We start from the raw sequence: 21653 nt of genomic DNA on the forward strand, positions 1-21653 counted from the left end.
CCGCCGCGAACGCCCTTGCGCACCGGCAACGCGTGCTGCCAATGCTGCTGGGTTGGCGGCAACATCAGTAAAAGAGAGCCGTCGGCCAAGCAAAGCTTTTGTACTTTGCTCTGCCCGACCTTGGGCTTTAAACAAAAGTCGCGCTCCGCACCGAGACTTATTGACGCGATACACGGAGATTCCCCCAGCTCAACTTCGTCGTCGCTGTGATAGCCCATACTGTCGTTGCCATCGCGATAGTAATTAAGCAGAGCGCAATTGAATTCAAAACCGGTATCAACGCGCAATTGATCTCGCACTATTTTTAGTGATGCCGGCCACGGCGACGTCGCATGACTCACGCCGCTGTATTGATAACGTAGTCCGGGGTCTCCCACGAAATACACCAATCGCGGGGTCAGGTGCTCCCGTCCATAGACTTTTACGAGGGGCTGTTGCCAGGGAATCTGTTCACACAACTCAAGAAAAAGCCCCTGGGGGTCAGACAGGTAGTTGGCGTAATAATCCAAACCACCGCCCACCAAAGGAATATGTTGTAGGCCGGTGAACATTCCCGCTGCGCCTCAATAAACCCGAGGTTCAATGTCCAGTGTCACACCGTATTTACGCAACACATCGGCTTGAATCCGGGCGGCAAACCCGAGGATATCGCGGCCACTGCAGGCGTCGTAATTGACGACAACAATCGCCTGCTTAGGGTGAATACCCACGCCGCCCTCGCGCCGCCCCTTCCATCCTGACTGATCTACCAACCATGCGGCAGCAAGCTTGACCTGTCCGTTAGACATGGGCCAGTGCGCCAAGCCTGGGTACTGTCCAAGCAGCTCAGTCGCTTTTTCTGCAGAGATAAGCGGGTTTTTAAAAAAACTTCCGGCATTGGGCTCGCGTCGATAATCCGGCAACTTTGCAGCGCGGATCGCAGCCACGTGTTCAGCAATTTGCTGAGGAGACACTTGTTCAGGATCGCTCAACTCAGCGCGAAGCGCGGGGTACGACACCTCTGGATGCGCTATTGCGCTCAAGCGCAGGCACACCGACGTAATAATAAAAAGATCTTTAAGCTCGTGTTTAAAAATACTGTCGCGGTAACTGAGCTGGCATTGCTCGGCGCTCAAGGTGCGCAGCTGCGATTGTTCGCAATCCCAGCCCGTGACCGACTCAAGTACCTTGGACAACTCAACACCGTAGGCGCCAATGTTCTGGATTGGCGCGGCGCCGACAGAACCCGGAATGGCAATCAGGTTTTCTAGGCCGTAGTAGCCCTGCGCAATACAATAGCAAACCAATTCATGCCAGTTTTCGCCCGCCGCGGCCGTCACTAGCCGTTCGTCACCACGCTCACTGCACTCGACACCGCGCAATGCCAAGCGGACTACTAAGCCATCAATATCGCCGGTCAACACGACATTGCTACCACCACCCAACACCACCGGTGCCTTATTGCGCTGACGGGAAAACGCCAAGGCCTCCTGCAGCTCATCAAGTGTTGTGACTTCAACAAAGTAAGCTGCTCTCGCCGGCACCGCCAAGGTATTAAAACCTGCGAGATCGACATTCTGCATTATATTCACTGACTAAACTCTCCGGTCGCGCGGATTGTCGCGAGCAAGCCCCGCGCACCATCTTCAACCAGTTCTAACACGGTTTCAAAACCATCTTGCTCTCCGTAATACGGGTCAGGCACTTCCCGCTGCCAAGAGGATTCCGCAAAATCGAGAAACAGCGATACATGACAGTTGGTTTTATCCCCCGCCATTGCGCGCAGGTCTTTTAAATTACTTTTATCCATAGCCAAGACGTAGTCAAAATCGTCAAAGTCCGCACTAGTGACCTGACGCGCTCGCAAACTCGATAAATCATAGCCCCGTGACTGCGCTGCGCGCTGGGTGCGTTCATCCGGTCCGCGACCAATATGCCAGTCGCCGGTGCCCGCGGAGTCTATTTGTATTTGCTCTTGCAGGCCGGCGTCTGCCACTAACTTTTGAAATACACCATGGGCGGTTGGCGAGCGACATATATTGCCAAGGCATACAAATAAAACCTTTACTGTCATGCGCCTTTACCCATTAAAAATGCACGCACCGCATTTAGGTCTGCCTCGGTATCGACGCCGCCGGGAATATCTACACAGGCTAGTTCGATATGAATGCGCACGCCGTTTTCCATCGCCCGCAATTGCTCTAGCTTTTCAACTCGCTCCAAAACCCCCATTGGCCAGGTCACAAATTGATGCAGAAAGCCTACCCGATAGGCGTAAATACCAATGTGGCGCAAGAACGGCGCACCCGCTGGCAGCTCGCCCTCCTGAAATAAACCGGCACTGGCCCACTCATCGCGACACCAGGGCATGGGGGCACGACTAAAATACAGCGCGAATCCGGCTAAATCGCTAACTGCTTTCACCGCATTGGGATTAAATACTGTGGCTTTATCGTGAATGGCTTCGGCGAGCGTGGCGATACCCGCCTGTGAATTTAGCGCGAGGTTATTTGCCACTTGCGCAATAGCCTCGCGGGGAATTAACGGCTCATCACCCTGCACATTGACGACAATTTCATCGTCTGCAAGGCCAAGCTTGGCCACCACTTCCTGCAGCCTATCGGTGCCAGATTCATGGCTCGCCAAGGTCATGACCACGTCCGCACCAAAAGCCTGGCAGGCATCAAACACGCGCTGATCTTCCGTGGCTATCACTACCCGAGCAGCGTCGCTCTCTCTCGCCCGCTCCCAAACGTGTTGAATCATCGGTTTACCGGCAATATCCATTAAGGGCTTGCCAGGTAAGCGGCTAGATGCAAAGCGAGCGGGAATAATGACGGTGTAGGACATACAAACTCCGAAGGAATCAGGGTGCTATTTATTAAGGGTACAAGGTATTACAGGCAGAATTATAGAGCATTGGCTTTCATTATGAGCGAGGCAGTCGCTCAAGCAAGCTAGAAAACGCCAGGTAAAAAGCGTCGTCAATATCAGCGTCTACCGGCAGCATCCAGGTATTTTTCAGCGTAAATCGCGCGCATTTTACCGCGTCCTTCTCGGTCATGATCACCGCAAAGTCATCGGCGAATTGCAGGTCCGACTCGCTATAAATATGGTGGTCCGCAAAGGGATGTTCGATAACATCAAAGCCCTTGCTGCGCAGGGCGTCAAAAAAACGCGAGGGGTTGCCAATACCGGCCACCGCGTGAACTCGGCGCGAGGTCTGCGGCCAATCAGTCAAGCAGCGAGATTCACCGCTGTTTTCACCGCTACTTATGTTAACCGCGGTATCACCCGCCAACAACATAGTGTGACCGGAGAGCGACGCACTGCCGCCATTTACTACCGTCAGATCAACGCTGCTCGCTCTACTGACTGGTTCTCGCAAAGGGCCAACGGGGAGGCAGTATCCATTGCCAAAACCACGTTGGCCATCTACCAATAGCACTTCGATATCGCGCGCCAATCGATAATGCTGCAAGCCGTCGTCGCTAATAATTAAATTGCAGTTGTACTGTTCAACCAATAATTTTGCCGCCGCAACCCGATCAGGCGCTACCACCACCGGCAAACCACTGCGGCGCGCAATCAAACACGGCTCGTCGCCGGCAATACCGGGCTCGGTATTTGACTCTAATTTAAAAGGGTAATGCGGCGCGCGACCGCCGTAGCCACGACTAACAATACCAACGCGATAAGCACGATCGCGGCAAAAGTTCGCCAAGGCCAACACCACCGGCGTTTTACCACTGCCGCCGACACTGATATTCCCGACCACAATCACCGGCGCGCCGCAGGATTGTGGCGTAATCAGTTTGCGACGCAGTGCCGCGACGAAGCGAAACAAAAACGTCAGGGGTAGTAGCAGTAACAGCCAACCTGGACGCCCATACCAAGCGGCGTTAATCCGCTGTTCTAAGGACATTACTGCTCCTCAAAATTCTTATTGTACAGCTGGGCATAGCGTTTATTGAGGGCGATTAACTCGGCGTGACTGCCCTGCTCCATAACTTGTCCCGCTTCCATCACAACAATTTTATCGGCACTTTCAATGGTCGAAAGGCGATGGGCAATCACTATGGTTGTGCGGCCTTTCATCACCTCTTCCATGGCTTGCTGAATATGATTTTCTGCGCGATTATCCAGCGCAGAGGTCGCCTCATCTAAAATCAATATCGGCGCATCTTTCAGAAAGGCTCTGGCAATCGCCAAACGCTGGCGTTGACCACCAGACAACATCACGCCGTCTTCGCCTATCATGGTATCTAAACCATTGGGCAACTGGTCAATGAACTCTATCGCATGTGCTGCTTCGGCTGCGGCGCGCACTTTTTCCCGCGACGCTCCCGCCATTTTTCCGTAGGCAATATTATTAAATATGGTGTCGTTAAACAGCGTGACCTGCTGGGTAACCAGGGCCATTTTATCGCGCAAATTTTCTAAGGTGTATTCGCGAACGTCCACGCCGTCTAACAAAATCTCGCCTTCGCTGTGGTCGTAGAACCGTGAAATAAGGCTAACCAAAGTCGATTTACCCGAACCGGACAAACCCACCAGTGCCAAAGATTGTCCAGCTCCTACATTAAGACTCACATTGCGCAGTACTTTATCGCTGCCCTCGGCGTAAGCAAAACTCAAATCTTTAATTTCAATATTGCCATTTGTGGTATCGGTCACATACGTGCCGGTATCTTTTTCTTGATCGGCATCGATGAATTCAAAAATATCCTGCGCCGCCGCCAAACCTTTTTGAATGGTACTGCTAACGTCCGCCAACTGACGCATGGGTTTTGGTAAGAAAAGTGCCGCAGATAAATAGGCTACAAATGCCCCCGGCGACATCTCGCCGCCGAGCCCCAAAGCAATCCATACCAATACGCCCGTTGCCAGTACCACAGGAAACTGAATCACTGAAGGGCTAATGGCATTGTAGTACGCCATTTTAATATTTTGCGATCGGTTGCGGGAGCTGGCTTCTTCGAAGCGTTTCTGTTCGTATTTCACACCATCATATAAACGTATTTCACGGTAGGCACCAATTGACTCATTGGTTACTTGGTTGACGTCACCCATCGCGTTTTGAATACTTTTACTGATCTTGCGAAAACGTTTTCCCACCCAGTAAACAATCACCGCAATGATTGGCATGGCAAGGAAAAACACCATGGTGAGTTTCCAATTGCTGTACAGCAAAAACATGATAAGACCGATAGCAAAAGTCCCTTCGCGCAACACCACCTTAGTCGCGTTCACGGCGGCGCCGGTGACCTGCTCGACGTTAAAGGTGATTTTAGAAATCATCATGCCGGTGGAGTTATGGTCGTAATAGGAACTCGGCATATAAAGCATTTTTTGAAAAAGCTGACAGCGCAAATTGTGGACTAAACTGTGCGAAACAATTGAGATAAAGTAGTTCCCGGCAAAATAGCCTAGTCCGCGAACAACCCCGAGCACGACCATCATCAACACGATCCAGAGTCGCGCATCGGTAAGCACAAAGTTTTCACCGCCTAGCATCCACATAAATTTGGCAGATAAACCACCTTCGCCAGGTGTCATATTGCCGCCGATATAATCGACAATAAGCTGCATCATGTCAGCGAGTAATACCTGCACGCCGGAGAAAAGCGAGAAGCCCAATACACTCAATAAAAACATCGCCCACATTGGCAATATATATTTTATTAGGCGGCTGTAAATGACGAGATCTGATTGATCTTTGCTCATAGTGCTAGGCGTTTCCTAATACTTGTAATTACTGATCAACAGAATTTGTTTCTGGATCTTGGGTACTGAGACTAAGTTTAGCAAAGCCGAGTCTACCGGCCGCATCCATTGCTGTAATCACTGACTGGTGTGGGCTTTTAGCATCTGCCGTAATGATAACGGGAATATCGCTATTATCCGCTGCGGCATCGCGCATAGCCGCCATCAATGCCTCTACCGTATGCACTGCCAAGCTGCGCTCATTGACACGGTATTGCCCGCTCACATCGACCACGACCTCCAAGACTACGTCGTCGTGAATCGCTGGCTCACCCTTGGCACTTGGCAGCTCGAGGTTGAGACGGCTTTCTTTAGTAAACGTTGTCGACACCATAAAAAATATTAAAAGCAGGAATACGACGTCAATCAGCGGCGTTAAATTTACGCCGCCATCATCCGTACGCTGACGTTTAAATTTCACGACGACTTACCTGCCGAGCTATCTTTTATTTGCACTTCACCGTGCATAGCATTGATTAGCTTAATCGCATCTTGCTCCATGGTGACCACAATCTCGTCTATACGACGCAGGAAATAGCGATGCATCACTAAGGCGGGAATGGCAACACACAAGCCCGACGCAGTCGTAATAAGAGCCTCAGATATACCGCCGGCAAGTACGCCAGCATTGCCGGTACCCTGAACCATGATTTCGGTAAACACCCGAATCATCCCCAATACTGTGCCTAACAAGCCTAACAGTGGCGCAACGGCAGCGATGGTGCCTAGCGCATTCAAATAGCGCTCTAGGTCATGAATAATATGCGACGCGGTGTCTTCGATACTTTCCTTCATGATTTCGCGGCCGTGTTTGGCATTCGCCAGCCCCGACGCCAAAATCCGCGCCAATGGGGAACCGCGCCGCAACTCTCGCAATTTATCGGCATCCAGCTGCTTATTCTGCAGCCAAGCCCACACCTGATTTAGCAAGGTACGGGGCGCTACTTTGTCTGGATTCAATTTAAGAAAGCGATCTACGCAGATTGCCATCGCAATAATAGAGGACACGATAATGGGCAGCATTAGCCAGCCGCCGGCTTTCACCAATTCCAGCACATTCAATCCCTTCAATTTTTATGTCGAGGCATTATACGTAGTGAAGGCCATCGTAAGAAGTGAATCAGCGCTCGGATTGCAAATTGCTGCACATTTCCGCCATTGAAGCAGTTGAATTCGGCGCCGCTTGCCAATAATAGCGACTGCCACCCCAAATCTGATCAATTGCCGCCGCACTGTTTGCCAATTTAAATCGCATACTGCCGTGATAGGCCGTAGACCAGCAGCGCGCGCCGAATCGCTGATAACGCTGCGTAACCGCCGCGGTTGGATGGCCGTAATGATTATTACGCCCCGCGGAAAACACCACCTCGACTGGCGATACGGCGCGAATAAATTCATTACTGGAAGACGTATTGCTGCCGTGGTGAGGAGCGATGAGTAAATCGGCCGATAGCGTCTGCCCACTGCCAAGCAGTTCACGCTCAAGGTCTTTCTCTATATCGCCAGTAAGCAGCAGCGAAGCTCCAGCCGCATCGATACGAAGTACACAGGAGGCATTATTGCCAGTCCGTGTTTTACCCGCACTGTGCTTAAGAAATTCAAAATTCACATCATCCCACTGCCAACGCTGCCATGCACCGCAGCGCAACACTGCTTGGGTAAGACCGTCAATCGGCTCACCGAGATACATGTCTTTCACGTCCATTGTATCGAGTAGAGCCGGGGCCGCGCCGGCATGGTCATTATCTGCATGACTCAACACCAGTAGATCTACCTCGTCTATGCCAAAACGGTAGAGAGCCGGCACTACCACCGCATCTACTGTGTTAAAACCGCTGCTAAACATCGGCCCCAGGTCATACAACATTGTTTTTGAAGCCGTCTGCACAAGCACCGACAAGCCCTGCCCCACATCTAATACCGTTACCCACGCCGAGCCAATTGCGGGGCGCGGCGCCGGTGTTAAAAAACTCATTAACAATGGGAGTATGGCAAGCCATCGCGCCGGCATACCTCGCGGAAGCAATAGTACGAGAACCGCGATGGTTAAAAGCACCCCACTTAACGGTGTAATCGCAATGTTCACCTGCGGAATAAGCTCCGCCGCCCAGGCGAGGCCGCGCAATAAAACATCGAGTAAATAATCAGCAAGCTGCCAACTCTTATCCGCCAGCGACGGCGACAAACTTAATGAAATTAGCCCTAAAAATAGCAGCGGCATAATCAATAGTGTAAGCAGAGGAATGGCGAAAAGATTGACAGGAAAGCTGACCGGATTTATGCCGTAACCCCACATCATCAGCAATGGAATTAAGCCGAGTAAAACCACCCACTGAGAGCGCACAAGACTCAATACAAGGTGATGCCGGCGATGACGCTGCCCCTGAAAGGCAAACAATAACACCCCCACCGCAGCAAACGACAAACCAAAGCCAGCGCGATGCGGGGCGAGCGGATCGAGAATGAGCACCAGCAACATGGCAGTCAAATAGCCCTGCCATAGCGACATATTGCGTCGCCAACACAGCGCCAACAGGGCAACCACAGACATAATCAAGGCGCGCTGAGTGGGTACCGAAAACCCCGCTAAGGCGGCGTAGCTTGCCGCAAAGCACAGGGCAATACCCGCGCCGAATATGAGTGAATTGCTACGCGGCAGAAAAACGCCCAGCCCGCGACCTATGAAAAACCCCCACGCCAACACGAGGCCAATATGCATTCCGGAAATAGCCATAAGGTGGCTAGTGCCGGTGCGGGAGAATATCTGCCACTGCTCACGATCAATATCGCTGCGGTCTGCAAATAGCAGGGCTTTCATAATATTGCCATGCCGATACTTATCTAAATATACAGCCACTGCGACGAGGAGCCGCTGCCGCAACGTGCTATAGCTAAACTCCCCTCGCTTCGCCAAGAACTCCACCGATTCAGGCTTGCGAATATAGCCCGTTGCCGAATAGCCATTGGCGAACATCCACCGCCCATAATCAAAGGCCCCAGGCGATTGATACCCGTGGGCTTGCCGTAACAGCACATCGGCTTTGATAAGATCGCCAAGCTGCGGTGGTGACTCTGCATACCAATTCAACTGCACAAAGGGCTTGGCAAACGACCCGGTTGCGGCACATTTTTTATGTACCTCCAGATCACTGCAAGTCAGGGTAACTAAACGCGCATCAAACCGGTAATAGGGAGCAAATCCAAGACGACGCTCAGGCATTGAATCAACTTGAATGACCGCGCCAACCTCGCCACTGGCAGGTATTTGAGCGATTCGCCAATGACCATAGCTACTGGCATAAGCCACCGCTAAAGTGAATGCCAGCAGCGCTAAACTAACACCTGATCGCAGCCGTAAATGAAGACCTACAATAAGCGATACGGTGGTCGCAATCACAGCGTAGCTGGGTAGCTCAGGCGCAAAGGCAATTGCTATAAAGCCGACTATCGCTGCTGTCATCCATGACAACATACTGGAGTACCCCGGTAGAACCGTGCATAATGGCGCCGCCCGTATATTACCGGTCTGCGGCTCGGTAGTTTTTATCTGTCACAATCGTAGATTAGAATTGAGCGGATGGCTCGTAAACTTTTTAAACGCTGGCTTCCTACGCCCGAAAAAATGCGCGAGCACCGCTCGGTTCGTGTTTTTGGCAGTCTGCTGCACGACCCCAATCTCTGGCACCTCAATAGACGCTCGGTCACCGTGGCGTTTTTCCTTGGCCTGTTTATCGCTTTTGTGCCAATTCCAACCCAAATGCTACTCGCGGCTTTAGCGGCCATTGTCTTTCGCGCAAATCTACCCATATCTGTCATGCTGGTTTGGATTACCAACCCAATTACGATGCCGGCCATATTTTACTTCACCTACAAATTAGGTGCAGTAGCGATGGGGATTCCACCCAATACATTCCATTTTGAATTGTCGTGGGCGTGGTTGGCCGAAGAATTTACCTACCTCTGGCGGCCATTAGTATTGGGCTGTTTTCTCACCGGACTACTTGCCGGCTTGCTAGGCGCTGCCAGTATTCACATTCTTTGGCGCGTAAACGTTGTAAGGCGCTGGCGAAAACGCCAAGAATCCCGTCTCAAAAAGCAGTAAAGCAATCGTTTAACTACTTCGCAAGGCCTCGGCCGGTGCCATTCTCGACGCCCGCCACGCGGGATAAATTGTTGCCAATAAACTCATCACATATGCCGTCGCGCAGACCATAACAACATCGGGTATTCGCACGTCCGACGGCAAATAGTTTATGGGGTATACGTCGCTCTGTAATAATTTCAGGCCAAACAAATTTTCTATTGCAGCGACTAAATCGCTCACCCCCAGCGCCATCAACACCCCGATAATACCGCCGGCGGAGGCTCCCACTGCACCGATAACGGCACCATAGGTTAAGAATATCCGTAATATATCGCCTTGGCTGGCACCCTGACTTCGCAATATACCGATATCTGCTCGCTTGTCATTGACGACCATAACAAGGGTGGAAACCACGTTGAATACCGCCACCGCAACCACTGCCAACAACATAATGACGACTAGCTTGCGAGACATTTGTATCGCGTGATACATATTGCCAAATTGCTGGCTCCAGTCTCGCATCATATAGTCTCGACCGTGCACGGATGCCAACTCCCAGGCGATTTGCGGCGAGGCAAATACGTCGTCTACCGACACCCTAAGTGATATTGGCGGCGCCTTGGCAAATAAGGAACGCCCGACATCAATATGCATCAACATAAGCTGTTGATCTAACTCCGTACCCGTTGCCACTAATGCCGCCACGTTCATCTGCACAAAACGTACATTTTGGCGACCATCGGTTTGCGGTACGCCTAATGTGGCGCGGTCGCCGGCGCTAAGGCCAAGGCGCTCAGCGAGGGCTTTACCGAGAATCAGGTCTTTTGAATCCGCCCTTAACATATCCAAATCGACGTATTCGTGAATACGGGAAACCGCTTTTTCTGCACTTGGGTCAATCCCAAAAAACAGACTAGGCTCAACCTCTCCGCCCTTAATTAGCATGGCATTGCCCTGCACAAAAGGTGCAGTCGCCACTACCTCAGGATGGCGCTCGACATCCTGCTGCAATTGCTGCCAATCCATTTCTTCGCTAGACCATGGCTGCAAGGTAATATGTGGAACAAGCGCCAAAATACGATTGCGCATCTCGCGGTCAAATCCATTCATGACCGACAGCACCACAACCAGCAAAGCCACACCGAGAATTAAGCCAAACATCGATAGACGGGATAAAAACGAAACCAGCTGATTTCCCGAGCGATCAGCACTGTAGCGAAAGCCAATATATGTCGCCAATGAACGCATTAGGCAGTCGCCTCGTGCAGATTGCCGTCGTGTAAATTCAGCACTCTGTCCATACGTCCCGCTAAACTTAAGTCGTGGGTCACGATGACCAAACTAATCGCCAACTCTTTATTTAATTCCAGTAACAGTGCTTGAACCGCTTCGGCGTTGTCGCCATCTAAATTGCCGGTTGGTTCATCGAGCAACACACAGGCTGGCTCGTTAACCAGTGCGCGAGCTATCGCCACGCGCTGACGCTCGCCACCGGAAAGTTGCGCTGGGCGGTGTTTTAAACGGTGACCCAAGCCCACGCGATCTAATAAGGCCGCGGCGCGCTCAAAGGCTTTAAGTTTTTTCTCTCCTGCAATCAGCAGTGGCATCGCTGTATTTTCAAGGGCGGAAAACTCATTGAGCAAATGGTGAAATTGATACACAAATCCTAATTCACGATTTCGCAAACGACTGCGATCGCGATCGTTCATCGCCGCAATATCACGACCGCGCACAAGCACCTGGCCCTGAGACGGCACGTCCAAACCACCCAGCATATGTAACAGGGTCGTTTTCCCCGCACCTGATGGGCCAACAATCGAAATACGCTCACCACTGCCAATATCCAAATTAACATCGTGCAAAATGGTAAGAGTTTCTGAACCTTGGATATAAAACTTACGCAAATTCCGGCACGCCAGCACCGAGTTTTCCGGAATAACATCACTGGCAGACAGCTCAGCTGCCGCATCAGGATTAGACATAAAACCACTCTCTTTATTCATATCGCAAAGCCTCGGCCGGTTGCACGCGGGAAGCCTGCCACGCCGGATACAAGGTTGCCAAAAGACTTAATAACAAGGCAAAACCGCTCACAATAGCCACATCGGACCACTGCAAATACGAGGGTAAATGCGTAATAAAATAAACATCAGGATTAAAAATTTGCATGCCGCTGAGTCCTTCCAGCCACGCCACGACATCACCGACGCTCATCGCTAAAGGCACCCCAATAATCAAGCCCAAGCACAAGCCGATAATACCCGTCGCCATACCATAAACCACAAATGTTGCCATGATCGTCGCCGGTGTCGCACCCATGGTACGAAGCACCGCGATTGAACCGCGCTTGCCGGACACCGCCATACTCAGAATAGAAACAATATTAAACGCCGCAATCAGGACTATGAATAACAACAGTAAACGCACCATTTGCTTTTCCATCTTTACCGCATGAAAAAGACTGCCCTGACTATCGCCCCAGCTCACCGCCACACTGCCCTCAGGTAGTTTTGCAGCGAGCTTAGGTAATATGGTCGGCGCGGCAAACATATCAGTCAGCTGAATTCGCAAGCCTTCGACGTCACCCCCCAGTTGATACAGTCGCTGTGCGTCTGCAATGTGAATAAAAGCACTGCTTGCATCCAGCTGCGCACCGACGCTGAAGACGCCGCTTACCCGAAACTGCTTTTCACGGGGAAATAAACCAAACGGGGTCACCGTCACCTTGGGCAAAATAACCGTCAGATCATCACCGACCGTCACGCCGAGCTGGCGAGCCAAAATATCACCAAGGATAATGTTGTACTCGCCGCTAGCATCGGCGAGGTACTGCCCCGCCACCATATGCTCGGCAACCGCCGACACTGCCCGCTCCTGGCTAGGCTCTATGCCATAGAGGGCAACTCCGCGCAGTCGATTCGACTCCGACAGCATCGCTTTGCCGCCAACATAAGGAGCGACGCCACTCACGCCCTCGCTAGCGCTGATCTCCTGAATATACTGGCGCCAGCCTGCGAGACGTTGCTGGGGACCTTCGATATAGCCGTGGGGAACCACAGACAGCACGCGCTGCTGTAACTCGCGCTCAAAACCATTCATGACCGACATCACCACAATCAATGACACGGTGCCGATCAACATCCCCAATAGAGAAAACCAAGACACCAACGATAAAAATCGATCACTGCCGGAGGCGCGATGAAAATAGCGAAGACCAATGCGTAAAAATAGCGGAACGGCCATAGTAGTAATTACGAAATTCCAAGTTAGCAAACTGCGCCTATACTATCACTAGGTACTAAGGTATTGCGCAGTGACCATCACAATTATTAAGCTGCAACTGCGCGCCCGAACAGCATCAATTTTTGAGAGGACGGTGACATGCTTTTGATTCTCCACCCTAATACTAAAGATACTGACCCCGCCTACATTAAAACGCTCGCCCATCTCCAGCAATTATCTGGTGTGACGATAAAACACCATCAAGTTAGCGGTCAGGAGCAGCAACTCCATGAAATCTATCTAATCGGCAATACGCTTGCACTCAGTAGCGAAGAGATTGAAACCCTCCCCGCGGTCGAAAAAGTCATTAGAATCTCTGAAGAGTACCGTATTCTAGGCCGTCACAAAGATTTGCAACGCAAAACCGGCTTCCACTATAAAGGCCTTAATTTTGACCAAGACTCCCTTCATATCTTTGCGGGACTCTGCGCTGTAGACAATCCCAAGCATGTTGAAGAGATGATGATTGCGCTAAAGGCAAACGGTCTAGACTGCACGCGGATGGGCGCCTACAAACCTCGCACCAATCCCTATGCCTTTCAAGGACACGGTAAAAGTTGCCTGCCTTGGGTGTTCGATTTAGCAGGAAAATACGGCATCAAAGTGATCGCCATGGAAGTCACTCACGAAAGTCATATGGCGGAGATTGACCAGGCCTTGCAGGATGCGGGCAATCCCTGCGGCGTAATTATGCAAATTGGCACCCGAAACACCCAAAATTTCGAGTTGCTTAAAGCCATTGGCAAACAAAGTGAATACCCTGCCCTGCTCAAGCGCGGCTTTGGCATTAGTCTAAGTGAATCGTTAAACGCGGCGGAATACCTCGCCAGCGAAGGAAATAGCCAAGTCATTTTTTGCCTGCGCGGCATGAAAAGCGAGTTCGGCGCCCCCCACCGCAATATGGTCGATTTCGCCCAAGTTCCCACTGTAAAACGCCTAACCAGAATGCCGGTTTGTATAGATCCGTCTCACTCGGTGGGCAGTCGCGATGTGGCGCCCGATGGCGTACTCGAACTCTGCCACGCAACTGCACAAGGCGTCATGGCGGGCGCAAATATGGTATTAGTTGATTTTCATCCCGCGCCGGAAAAAGCATTGGTCGATGGACCACAGGCGCTTACGCTCAATGAGCTGGATGTGTTTTTGAAGGATATGGAGATAGCGAGGAAAGCCTACTTGGCGCGAGTGGCGGCGTGGCAGAACGCTTGACGGGAGACGAGAGATGCTTTTATTCGCGTTACCCGCTCACTTAACCAAAACGTGCAAGTAACAGACAGTTTAGTTCAGTTTTGCGTCTACCATCTCCCGTCAAGCATCCAGCGGTTTAACCTGCGTCGTAAAACTCCGTTTTAGCCGCAACCTGCTTAGACTTGTCGTTTTCTTCCGCACACTTATTTGGATCATTGCCGCAGAGATCGCAAACATAATCAGGGTCGCTAAGCGCTGCACCAACTCCGCCGCAGGAACCGGCAATGGGCTTGCGACCCATCAATACGCCAATCGACATGGCCCCAACAATTAAGAGCATCACCACAATCGCTGCAAAAATAGTGGCCATATTACTTCTCCTGTTCCAAATACGGTGCAAAAGACGAACTATAGCGACTGCTAAAGCCGTTCTCAGTCTTCTCTATTAGGTAAACGGCAATGCCTAATTGTTCCGCCAATTCCATTGTTTTATCGCCGCCAAGTACGGAAAACGCCGTCGCCATTGCGTCGGCAAAGGCGCAGGACGGATCGAGAACTGTTACCGATGCCAAATTATGGGTGATCGGCCTACCTGTGCGAGGGTCTATGGTGTGCGAGTAGCGCACTCCATTCTCTTCAAAGTAATTGCGATAATCACCCGAGGTGGCGACACCAATATTACCGAGCAAAATTGGCGTGGTTTTATCGGCTTCTAAATCAGGGCTTTCAACCCCTATACGCCATTGATCACCGCGCGGGCTTAAACCTGCGGACCGCATTTCTCCGCCGATCTCAACCAAGTAATCTATGCTTCCCAGAGACTCTAGCCACAGCGCGACCGCATCAACCCCGTAGCCCTTCGCAACAGCCGAAAGGTCTATACGCAGCTCTGCGTTCTTCTTAAGCTTATGCTCGGCCATATCTAATTCAATACGGTCAAAGCCCACCTCTGCAAGTGCTTTTGTAATCGCGACATCGTCTGGGGTGCCCTCGTGCTTCTCTGGCCCAAATCCCCAAAGATCGACTAACGGCCCCACCGTCACATCAAACGCACCGTTACTCAACCAACTGACTTCAATCGACACCACTAAAATATCGAATAGCATTGGCGTCAATGTACGCCACTCGCCCGCAGGCATCGCATTTAGGTGACTAAGTTCAGAATCTGGAATGTAGGTAGAGGCAATTTGATTAAATGCCGCTAGGCGCTCATCCAGTGCTTGCTGTAAAGACTGGGCCGTCCAGTCACCGGGGTTGCGCAGGGTGATATGGTAGCTCGTACCCATGGTCATGCCGCTGAGGCGCATGTATTCAGGCGGTGCCGGAGAACAGGCGCTCAGAATGAATAAAAGCAGCACGAGGGCTGCTTTTATTAGGCGCGGGGTAAAATTAACCACCGAAATCATCGAGCAAAATATTGTCAGCTTCAACACCCAAATCTTCCAGCATCTTAATCACCGCTGAGTTCATCATTGGCGGCCCGCACATATAGAACTCGCAGTCTTCTGGCGCGTCATGATCCTTCAAGTAATTTTCATAAAGTACCTGATGGATGAAGCCCGTTTTACCAGTCCAGTTATCTTCCGGCTGCGGATCAGACAAGGCCAAATGCCATTCAAAATTGTCGTTTTCAGCGGCCAGCTTGTCGTACTCTTCAACGTAAAACGCTTCGCGCATGGAACGTGCACCGTACCAAAAGCTAATTTTACGCTTGGAGCTAAGACGCTTAAGCTGATCAAAAATGTGTGAACGCATTGGTGCCATACCGGCGCCACCGCCAACAAACACCATTTCCGCATCGGTTTCTTTGGCAAAAAACTCACCGAAAGGACCATATACTTTAACTTTATCGCCGGGCTTAAGGCTGAACACCCAAGATGACATTTGCCCAGCCGGTAGCGACAAATTGTTTGGTGGCGGCGTCGCGGCACGAATATTGAATTTAACAATACCGCGCTCTTCTGGGTAGTTGGCCATGGAATAAGCGCGGATTACTGTCTCTTCCACTTTAGACTCCACGTTCAAGAAGCCAAAACGCTCCCAGTCACCTTTGTATTCCGCTGGAATATCAAAGTCAGAATACTTCACGTGATGTGGCGGACACTCTAACTGAACATAACCACCTGCGCGGAAGTTAACATTCTCTCCCTCCGGCAACTTCAGCGTTAATTCTTTGATAAACGTTGCCACATTGGGATTAGACTCAACCGTACACTCCCACTGTTTAACGCCAAATACGTCTTCAGGCACTTCAATTTTCATGTCCTGCTTAACCGGTGTCTGGCAAGACAAACGCCAGCCTTCACGAGCTTCACGAGGACTAAAATGTGCCTCTTCAGTGGCGAGCATGGAGCCGCCACCATCATTAACAATACATTTACACTGCGCGCAGCTGCCGCCGCCGCCACAGGCAGAAGCTAAAAATACGCCCTGAGCAGACAGGGTATTAAGCAGCTTATCGCCCGCTGGTACGGTAATGGTTTTCTCGCCATTGATCTCAATAGTGACATTGCCGCTGCTCACTAAACGTGAGCGCGCAAATAAGATGATGCACACCAGCGATAATACAATTGCCGTAAACATCCCCACACCGAGAATAACTACTGTATTCATTACAAGGTCTCCAGTTCGTCTCGGTTAAAGATCAATGCCGCCAAAGGACATAAAGCCTAAGGACATCAAACCCACAGTAATAAAAGTAATACCCAGGCCACGCAAGCCTTCGGGTACATCACTGTATTTTAACTTTTCGCGAATACCTGCCAGCGCCATAATCGCCAGCGCCCAGCCAGTACCCGCGCCGGCGCCATACACCACCGACTCAGAGAAATTGTAATCGCGCTCTACCATGAAGAGAGAGCCACCCATGATCGCGCAGTTTACCGTGATCAATGGTAAGAATACGCCCAGCGCGTTGTACAACGCAGGCACGTATTTATCTAACACCATTTCCATGATCTGAACGATGGCCGCGATAACACCGATATAGCTCAACAAGCCCAGGAAGCTTAAATCCACATCCGGAAAACCTGCCCATGCCAAGGCACCTTCGCGCAACAAGTGGTTATAAATAAGGCTGTTTACTGGCACGGTTAAGGCCATAACCACAATCACCGCAATACCCAAACCGATAGCGGCTTGGATTTTTTTGGAGATGGCCATGAACGTACACATACCGAGAAAGAAGCTCAGCGCCATATTTTCAAGAAATACCGAACGCACGAACAGGCTAATATAATGTTCCATTAAAAGGCCTCCTTAACACTGCGGGTATTCTTGGTGATTTTGAATTCGGCCTTCTCAACCTGTTCCTTTTTCACCGAGCGAACAACCCAGATGAAAATACCAATCAGGAAGAATGCGCTCGGTGGCAATAGCAGTAAACCATTAGGCACATACCAACCGCCATCAGTGACGACCGGAAGAATTTCATAGCCAAATAATTTACCGGAACCAAACAGCTCACGAACCACTGCAATACTGAACAGTACAACGCTGTAGCCCAAACCATTACCGATACCATCGACAAAGCTCGCCAGCGGCGGGTTCTTCATCGCAAAACCTTCGGCGCGTCCCATCACGATACAGTTGGTAATAATCAAACCAACAAACACCGACAGCTGCTTACTGATTGCAAATGCATAAGCTTTTAGTAGCTGATCTACCACTATTACCAGCGAGGCAATGATAACCATCTGCACGATAATGCGGATGCTGCCCGGAATCTGATTACGAATCAGCGAGACTGCAAAGCTAGAAAACGCGGTAACCAAGGTCACCGAGATACACATTACTAGCGTTACTTTAAGGCTAGACGTCACCGCCAGCGCTGAACAGATACCCAGTATTTGCAATGCGATGGGGTTATTTTGAATAATCGGCTTAGTTAAAGCTTCTCTCATTGTCGACATGGCTTATGCCTCCCCTGAGCGCAAATTGCTTAAGAATTTTTGGTAACCCAGCTCACCCATCCAAAACTGCAATAGGTTGCTGACACCGCGACTGGTTAATGTTGCACCTGACAGAGCATCTACTTTATTAGCAGCGCCAGGTGTAGACGAATCAACATTGCCCTTTACCAATTGGATAGCTACGTCGCCGTCGTCGTAAATTTCTTTACCGGGCCACAATGCTTTCCATTTAGGATTATCTACTTCACCGCCCAAACCTGGGGTTTCGCCGTGCTCGTAAAAACCTAAACCAGCGACAGTATTAAAGTCATTCTCCAAAGCGAGAAAGCCGTACAGTGTCGACCACAGGCCGTAACCACGCACAGGTAGTATCACCTTGTCGTAATTACCGTCTTTACCGATCAGATATACCATCGCAAAATTTTCACGACGCCGTATCTTAGCCAAATCATCATCACCTAGCGCAATTGATGTTTCAGTATCTTTAGCTACTTTAGCTTGTTCAAAGCCTTTAAGCGCAAGCTCATCGGTGAATTTGCCGGTACGTAAATCTACGATTTTAGTGGTGACTTGCTCAAACTGAGCTTCAATACTCTCGCCAGGCACCAACAAGCCAGCCGCCGCCAAAATATTAGCTTTACGGTCTAGCGCTTTGTTCGCCACCTGAGCAGGTTTTAGCATTACTGCAGCACTGGCAACCACCAGCGCGCATACAATACAGAGGACTACGGCAACCAGCAGCGTTCTCTGTGTACTGTCGTTATTAGCCACGTGCCAACCTCCGCTTAATATTCGCCTGCACCACAAAATGATCAATTAACGGTGCGAATAAATTGGCAAACAATATTGCCAGCATCATGCCTTCTGGGAAGGCCGGATTCACAACGCGAATCAACACCACCATCGAGCCAATAAGCGCACCATAAACCCACTTGCCGGTATTCGTCATCGAGGCCGACACAGGGTCGGTTGCCATAAACATCATACCGAAGGCAAAACCACCCAAGACGAGGTGCCAATGCCACGGCATAGCCATCATCAGGTTGTTACCGCCATCCATTGAATTAAACAGCGTCGTCAGTGCAAACATACCAATTAATACGCCTGCCACAATGCGCCATGAAGCGATACGCGTCCAAAGTAAGACTGCGCCACCAATCAAGATCGCTAAGGTAGACACCTCACCCATTGAGCCGTGCATATTACCTATGAACGCGTCCATCCAAGACATTTGCTGTTCCAGCACAGCTAAGCCATCGCTGGCAACAACCGACAATGGCGTCGCGCCGGTAAAGCCGTCAACCGCTGTCCAAACCGCATCGCCAGACATACTTGCAGGGTAGGCAAAGAATAAGAATGCGCGGCCGGCCAGTGCGGGGTTCAAGAAGTTTTTGCCCGTCCCGCCAAATACTTCTTTGCCGATAACGACACCAAAGCTAATACCCAGTGCGACTTGCCACAGTGGAATGCTAGGCGGACATATCAGCGCGAACAATATAGAAGTAACAAAGAAACCTTCGTTGACTTCGTGTCCACGCTTCATTGCAAATAAAACTTCCCAGAAGCCACCAACAACAAATGTGACGGCGTAAACAGGGATGAAATACCAGAAGCCATGCCAGAAGTTGTCCCAAATATTGGTCGGGTCGTAACCCGCCATCATAGAGATCATTACATGGCGCCAGCCTTCCCCTGCTGAAAGCCCCATGTCGAGCATGATTTGGTTAGCTTGAAAGCCGATATTCCACATTCCGTAGAACATAGCCGGAAACGCGCAAAACCAAACGGTGATCATAACGCGCTTAAGATCAACGCCGTCACGAACATGGGCGTTTGTTTTAGTTACCGACGATGGAGAATAAAAAATAGTATCCGCTGCTTCGTAGAGCGCATACCACTTTTCGAAACGACCGCCTTTCTCAAAATTCGGCTCGATATCATCGAGAAATTTTCTCAGCCCCATGATTTAACCCTCTTTCTCTATGCGGCTTAAATTGTCGCGAAGGATCGGCCCGAACTCATATTTGCCGGGGCAAACATAGGTGCATAGCGCGAGGTCTTCCTCGTCCAATTCCAAACAACCCAAGGTTTGCGACGCTTGGGTGTCACCAACAATTAGTGATCGCAGCAACTGCGTTGGCAATATATCCAACGGCATTACTCTCTCGTACACCCCGATCGGCACCATGGCCCGCTCACTACCATTGGTATTGGTCGTATAAGGGATACGTTTTTTGAAAAACTGAGACAAGTAAATCCGCAAAGATGAATGCTTATTCGCGCCAGGTGACAACCAGCCCATGAATTCGCGTTGGTTGCCCTCTGCCAATACCGTTACTTGGTTGTGGTAGCGGCCCAAAAACGCTGTTGCGCCGCGCGCTGTTCGACCACCAAGTACCGAGCCAGAGATAACACGATTATTGCCAGGCGCTATTTGGCCAGCACAAAGCTCATCGAGACTGACCCCCAAACGAGTTGCAATCAAACGCGGCTTTTCAACTTGTGGTCCCGCCAGTGACACCACGCGATCGGTGTTTAATTTGCCAGTAGTAAATAATTTGCCGATAGCAATAACATCTTGATAGCCAATAGACCAAACGATCTTAGTCGCGCTAGCACCCTCTAAGAAATGAATATGGGTGCCAGCCAAACCTGCGGGGTGAACGCCACCAAATTCCGCCACGTGCAGCTGATCGTTATCCAAGCTTGGTATATTGCTGTTTGGTGCCACACACAAATGGACTTTGCCACTGGTTAGGCGGCACAAAAGCTCAAGGCCATTAGTAAAGGCTTCTTCCGACTGCGCGATAATAGGCGCCGGGTCTGCCGCTAGGGGATGAGTATCGATGGCCGTGACAAAAATAGCTGCTGGACTGCTACCAATGGCCGGAATTCGACTAAACGGACGTGTGCGGAAAGCGGTCCAAAGACCAGATTCAACAAGATTCTCGGTAACCTGCTCAGCAGTTAGCGTGGGCAATGCTGACGTGTCGTACTTGGCAAAACTCTCGTACTCATCGTCCTCCACATCAATCACAACAGACTGCAACACCCTTTTTTCGCCGCGATTAATTGCAGAAACAAGTCCTGTTGCCGGCGAAGTGTATCGCACGCCCTCGTTTTTCTTGTCAGTAAATAAAACCTGACCGGTTTTAACTCGATCGCCGGTTTTAACCGCCATCGTTGGTTTCATACCAACGTAATCGAAGCCAACCACCGCGACAGAACGCACTTTTGAGCCAGGCTCAATACGCTGATCGGGCAGTCCCGATATGGGCAAATCAAGACCCCTGGTAATTTTGATCATAAGGTTGCCTAACACTCTTATGGTTAAACGCGAAATTGCAAATTTGCGTAAACGGAGCGCGAAAGCGCTCTGGAAAATATGCGGATACTATTTTTAGCAACGCATTAAAAAACTGTCGCAAGTATAAAGACTCGCC

General features: G+C 50.6%; 21 protein-coding genes and 1 pseudogene. 2 read left to right on the forward strand and 20 right to left on the reverse strand.

Translation table 11 applies throughout. The features are described 5' to 3' along the window. Positions 1 to 38: 38 nt before the first annotated feature. The 9 genes and pseudogenes from KXJ70_RS14195 to KXJ70_RS14235 form a co-directional block, all read right to left on the reverse strand. Positions 39 to 551, reverse strand: a pseudogene (locus tag KXJ70_RS14195) (alpha-ketoglutarate-dependent dioxygenase AlkB family protein); the annotation flags it as partial. A gap of 12 nt (positions 552 to 563) precedes the next feature. Further along, the gene (gene murB / locus KXJ70_RS14200; RefSeq protein ID WP_255558493.1) at positions 564 to 1562 is read right to left on the reverse strand and encodes a UDP-N-acetylmuramate dehydrogenase; all 999 of its coding nucleotides are present in this window, start codon (positions 1560 to 1562) and stop codon (positions 564 to 566) included. A gap of 5 nt (positions 1563 to 1567) precedes the next feature. Then, entirely contained in the window at positions 1568 to 2053 is a 486-nt protein-coding gene (locus tag KXJ70_RS14205) for a low molecular weight protein-tyrosine-phosphatase (protein ID WP_219044162.1), read from the reverse strand. Continuing rightward, entirely contained in the window at positions 2050 to 2829 is a 780-nt protein-coding gene (gene kdsB / locus KXJ70_RS14210) for a 3-deoxy-manno-octulosonate cytidylyltransferase (protein WP_219044163.1), read from the reverse strand. The genes KXJ70_RS14205 and kdsB overlap by 4 nt, the downstream gene beginning before the upstream one ends. Positions 2830 to 2908: 79 nt before the next feature. Then, positions 2909 to 3904 (reverse strand): tetraacyldisaccharide 4'-kinase, encoded by a 996-nt coding sequence (gene lpxK / locus KXJ70_RS14215; RefSeq protein ID WP_219044164.1) that lies wholly within the window; start codon positions 3902 to 3904, stop codon positions 2909 to 2911. Next, entirely contained in the window at positions 3904 to 5706 is a 1803-nt protein-coding gene (gene msbA, locus KXJ70_RS14220) for a lipid A export permease/ATP-binding protein MsbA (protein ID WP_219044165.1), read from the reverse strand. The genes lpxK and msbA overlap by 1 nt, the downstream gene beginning before the upstream one ends. A 28-nt stretch (positions 5707 to 5734) precedes the next feature. Next, positions 5735 to 6166 carry an ExbD/TolR family protein gene (locus KXJ70_RS14225; protein ID WP_219044166.1) on the reverse strand — a complete coding sequence of 144 codons (432 nt, stop codon included), beginning with the start codon at positions 6164 to 6166 and terminating at the stop codon, positions 5735 to 5737. Continuing rightward, complete coding sequence (locus tag KXJ70_RS14230; protein ID WP_219044167.1) at positions 6163 to 6801, reverse strand: MotA/TolQ/ExbB proton channel family protein; 639 nt, start codon at positions 6799 to 6801, stop codon at positions 6163 to 6165. Before KXJ70_RS14230 ends, KXJ70_RS14225 begins: the two co-directional genes overlap by 4 nt. 64 nt (positions 6802 to 6865) lie before the next feature. Next, a complete protein-coding gene (locus KXJ70_RS14235; protein WP_219044168.1) occupies positions 6866 to 9217 on the reverse strand; it encodes a DNA internalization-related competence protein ComEC/Rec2 in 2352 nt (783 codons plus the stop codon). 105 nt (positions 9218 to 9322) lie between these two features. On the opposite strand from KXJ70_RS14235, the gene KXJ70_RS14240 reads away from it, so the two are divergent. Further along, positions 9323 to 9847, forward strand: coding sequence for a DUF2062 domain-containing protein (locus tag KXJ70_RS14240; RefSeq protein WP_219044169.1), 525 nt, complete (start codon positions 9323 to 9325; stop codon positions 9845 to 9847). Between the two features lie 9 nt (positions 9848 to 9856). On the opposite strand, the gene KXJ70_RS14245 is transcribed toward KXJ70_RS14240, so the two are convergent. Genes KXJ70_RS14245 through KXJ70_RS14255 form a run of 3 tightly spaced genes read right to left on the reverse strand, consistent with a single transcriptional unit; the run spans position 9857 to position 13072 of the window. Beyond that, the gene (locus KXJ70_RS14245) at positions 9857 to 11077 is read right to left on the reverse strand and encodes a lipoprotein-releasing ABC transporter permease subunit (protein WP_219044170.1); all 1221 of its coding nucleotides are present in this window, start codon (positions 11075 to 11077) and stop codon (positions 9857 to 9859) included. After that, positions 11077 to 11811 (reverse strand): lipoprotein-releasing ABC transporter ATP-binding protein LolD, encoded by a 735-nt coding sequence (gene lolD, locus KXJ70_RS14250; protein ID WP_219044243.1) that lies wholly within the window; start codon positions 11809 to 11811, stop codon positions 11077 to 11079. The genes KXJ70_RS14245 and lolD overlap by 1 nt, the downstream gene beginning before the upstream one ends. Before the next feature lie 13 nt (positions 11812 to 11824). Continuing rightward, entirely contained in the window at positions 11825 to 13072 is a 1248-nt protein-coding gene (locus KXJ70_RS14255) for a lipoprotein-releasing ABC transporter permease subunit (protein WP_219044171.1), read from the reverse strand. A gap of 138 nt (positions 13073 to 13210) precedes the next feature. Here KXJ70_RS14255 and KXJ70_RS14260 point away from each other — a divergent pair, with 138 nt between their 5' ends. Continuing rightward, positions 13211 to 14320: a 3-deoxy-7-phosphoheptulonate synthase gene (locus tag KXJ70_RS14260; RefSeq protein WP_219044172.1), complete on the forward strand. Its 1110-nt coding sequence runs from the start codon at positions 13211 to 13213 to the stop codon at positions 14318 to 14320. Positions 14321 to 14435: 115 nt separating this feature from the next. Here KXJ70_RS14260 and nqrM read toward each other — a convergent pair whose 3' ends face one another. The 8 genes from nqrM to KXJ70_RS14300 are packed head-to-tail and all read right to left on the reverse strand — an operon-like array spanning position 14436 to position 21517. Next, on the reverse strand, positions 14436 to 14669 hold the full coding sequence (gene nqrM, locus KXJ70_RS14265) for a (Na+)-NQR maturation NqrM (RefSeq protein WP_219044173.1): 234 nt from the start codon (positions 14667 to 14669) through the stop codon (positions 14436 to 14438). Position 14670: 1 nt separating this feature from the next. Continuing rightward, positions 14671 to 15732: an FAD:protein FMN transferase gene (locus KXJ70_RS14270; protein WP_369409792.1), complete on the reverse strand. Its 1062-nt coding sequence runs from the start codon at positions 15730 to 15732 to the stop codon at positions 14671 to 14673. After that, complete coding sequence (nqrF, locus tag KXJ70_RS14275; RefSeq protein WP_219044174.1) at positions 15689 to 16912, reverse strand: NADH:ubiquinone reductase (Na(+)-transporting) subunit F; 1224 nt, start codon at positions 16910 to 16912, stop codon at positions 15689 to 15691. Before nqrF ends, KXJ70_RS14270 begins: the two co-directional genes overlap by 44 nt. 24 nt (positions 16913 to 16936) lie before the next feature. After that, a complete protein-coding gene (gene nqrE / locus KXJ70_RS14280) occupies positions 16937 to 17545 on the reverse strand; it encodes an NADH:ubiquinone reductase (Na(+)-transporting) subunit E (RefSeq protein ID WP_219044175.1) in 609 nt (202 codons plus the stop codon). Then, positions 17545 to 18210, reverse strand: coding sequence for an NADH:ubiquinone reductase (Na(+)-transporting) subunit D (locus KXJ70_RS14285; protein WP_219044176.1), 666 nt, complete (start codon positions 18208 to 18210; stop codon positions 17545 to 17547). The genes nqrE and KXJ70_RS14285 overlap by 1 nt, the downstream gene beginning before the upstream one ends. A 3-nt stretch (positions 18211 to 18213) precedes the next feature. Continuing rightward, positions 18214 to 18981 carry a Na(+)-translocating NADH-quinone reductase subunit C gene (locus KXJ70_RS14290; RefSeq protein WP_219044177.1) on the reverse strand — a complete coding sequence of 256 codons (768 nt, stop codon included), beginning with the start codon at positions 18979 to 18981 and terminating at the stop codon, positions 18214 to 18216. Continuing rightward, the gene (locus KXJ70_RS14295; RefSeq protein WP_219044178.1) at positions 18974 to 20173 is read right to left on the reverse strand and encodes an NADH:ubiquinone reductase (Na(+)-transporting) subunit B; all 1200 of its coding nucleotides are present in this window, start codon (positions 20171 to 20173) and stop codon (positions 18974 to 18976) included. Before KXJ70_RS14295 ends, KXJ70_RS14290 begins: the two co-directional genes overlap by 8 nt. A gap of 3 nt (positions 20174 to 20176) precedes the next feature. Further along, complete coding sequence (locus KXJ70_RS14300) at positions 20177 to 21517, reverse strand: Na(+)-translocating NADH-quinone reductase subunit A (RefSeq protein WP_219044179.1); 1341 nt, start codon at positions 21515 to 21517, stop codon at positions 20177 to 20179. Between the last annotated feature and the right edge of the window lie 136 nt (positions 21518 to 21653).

Source organism: Zhongshania aquimaris, assembly GCF_019312595.1.
Lineage (GTDB): Bacteria > Pseudomonadota > Gammaproteobacteria > Pseudomonadales > Spongiibacteraceae > Spongiibacter > Spongiibacter aquimaris.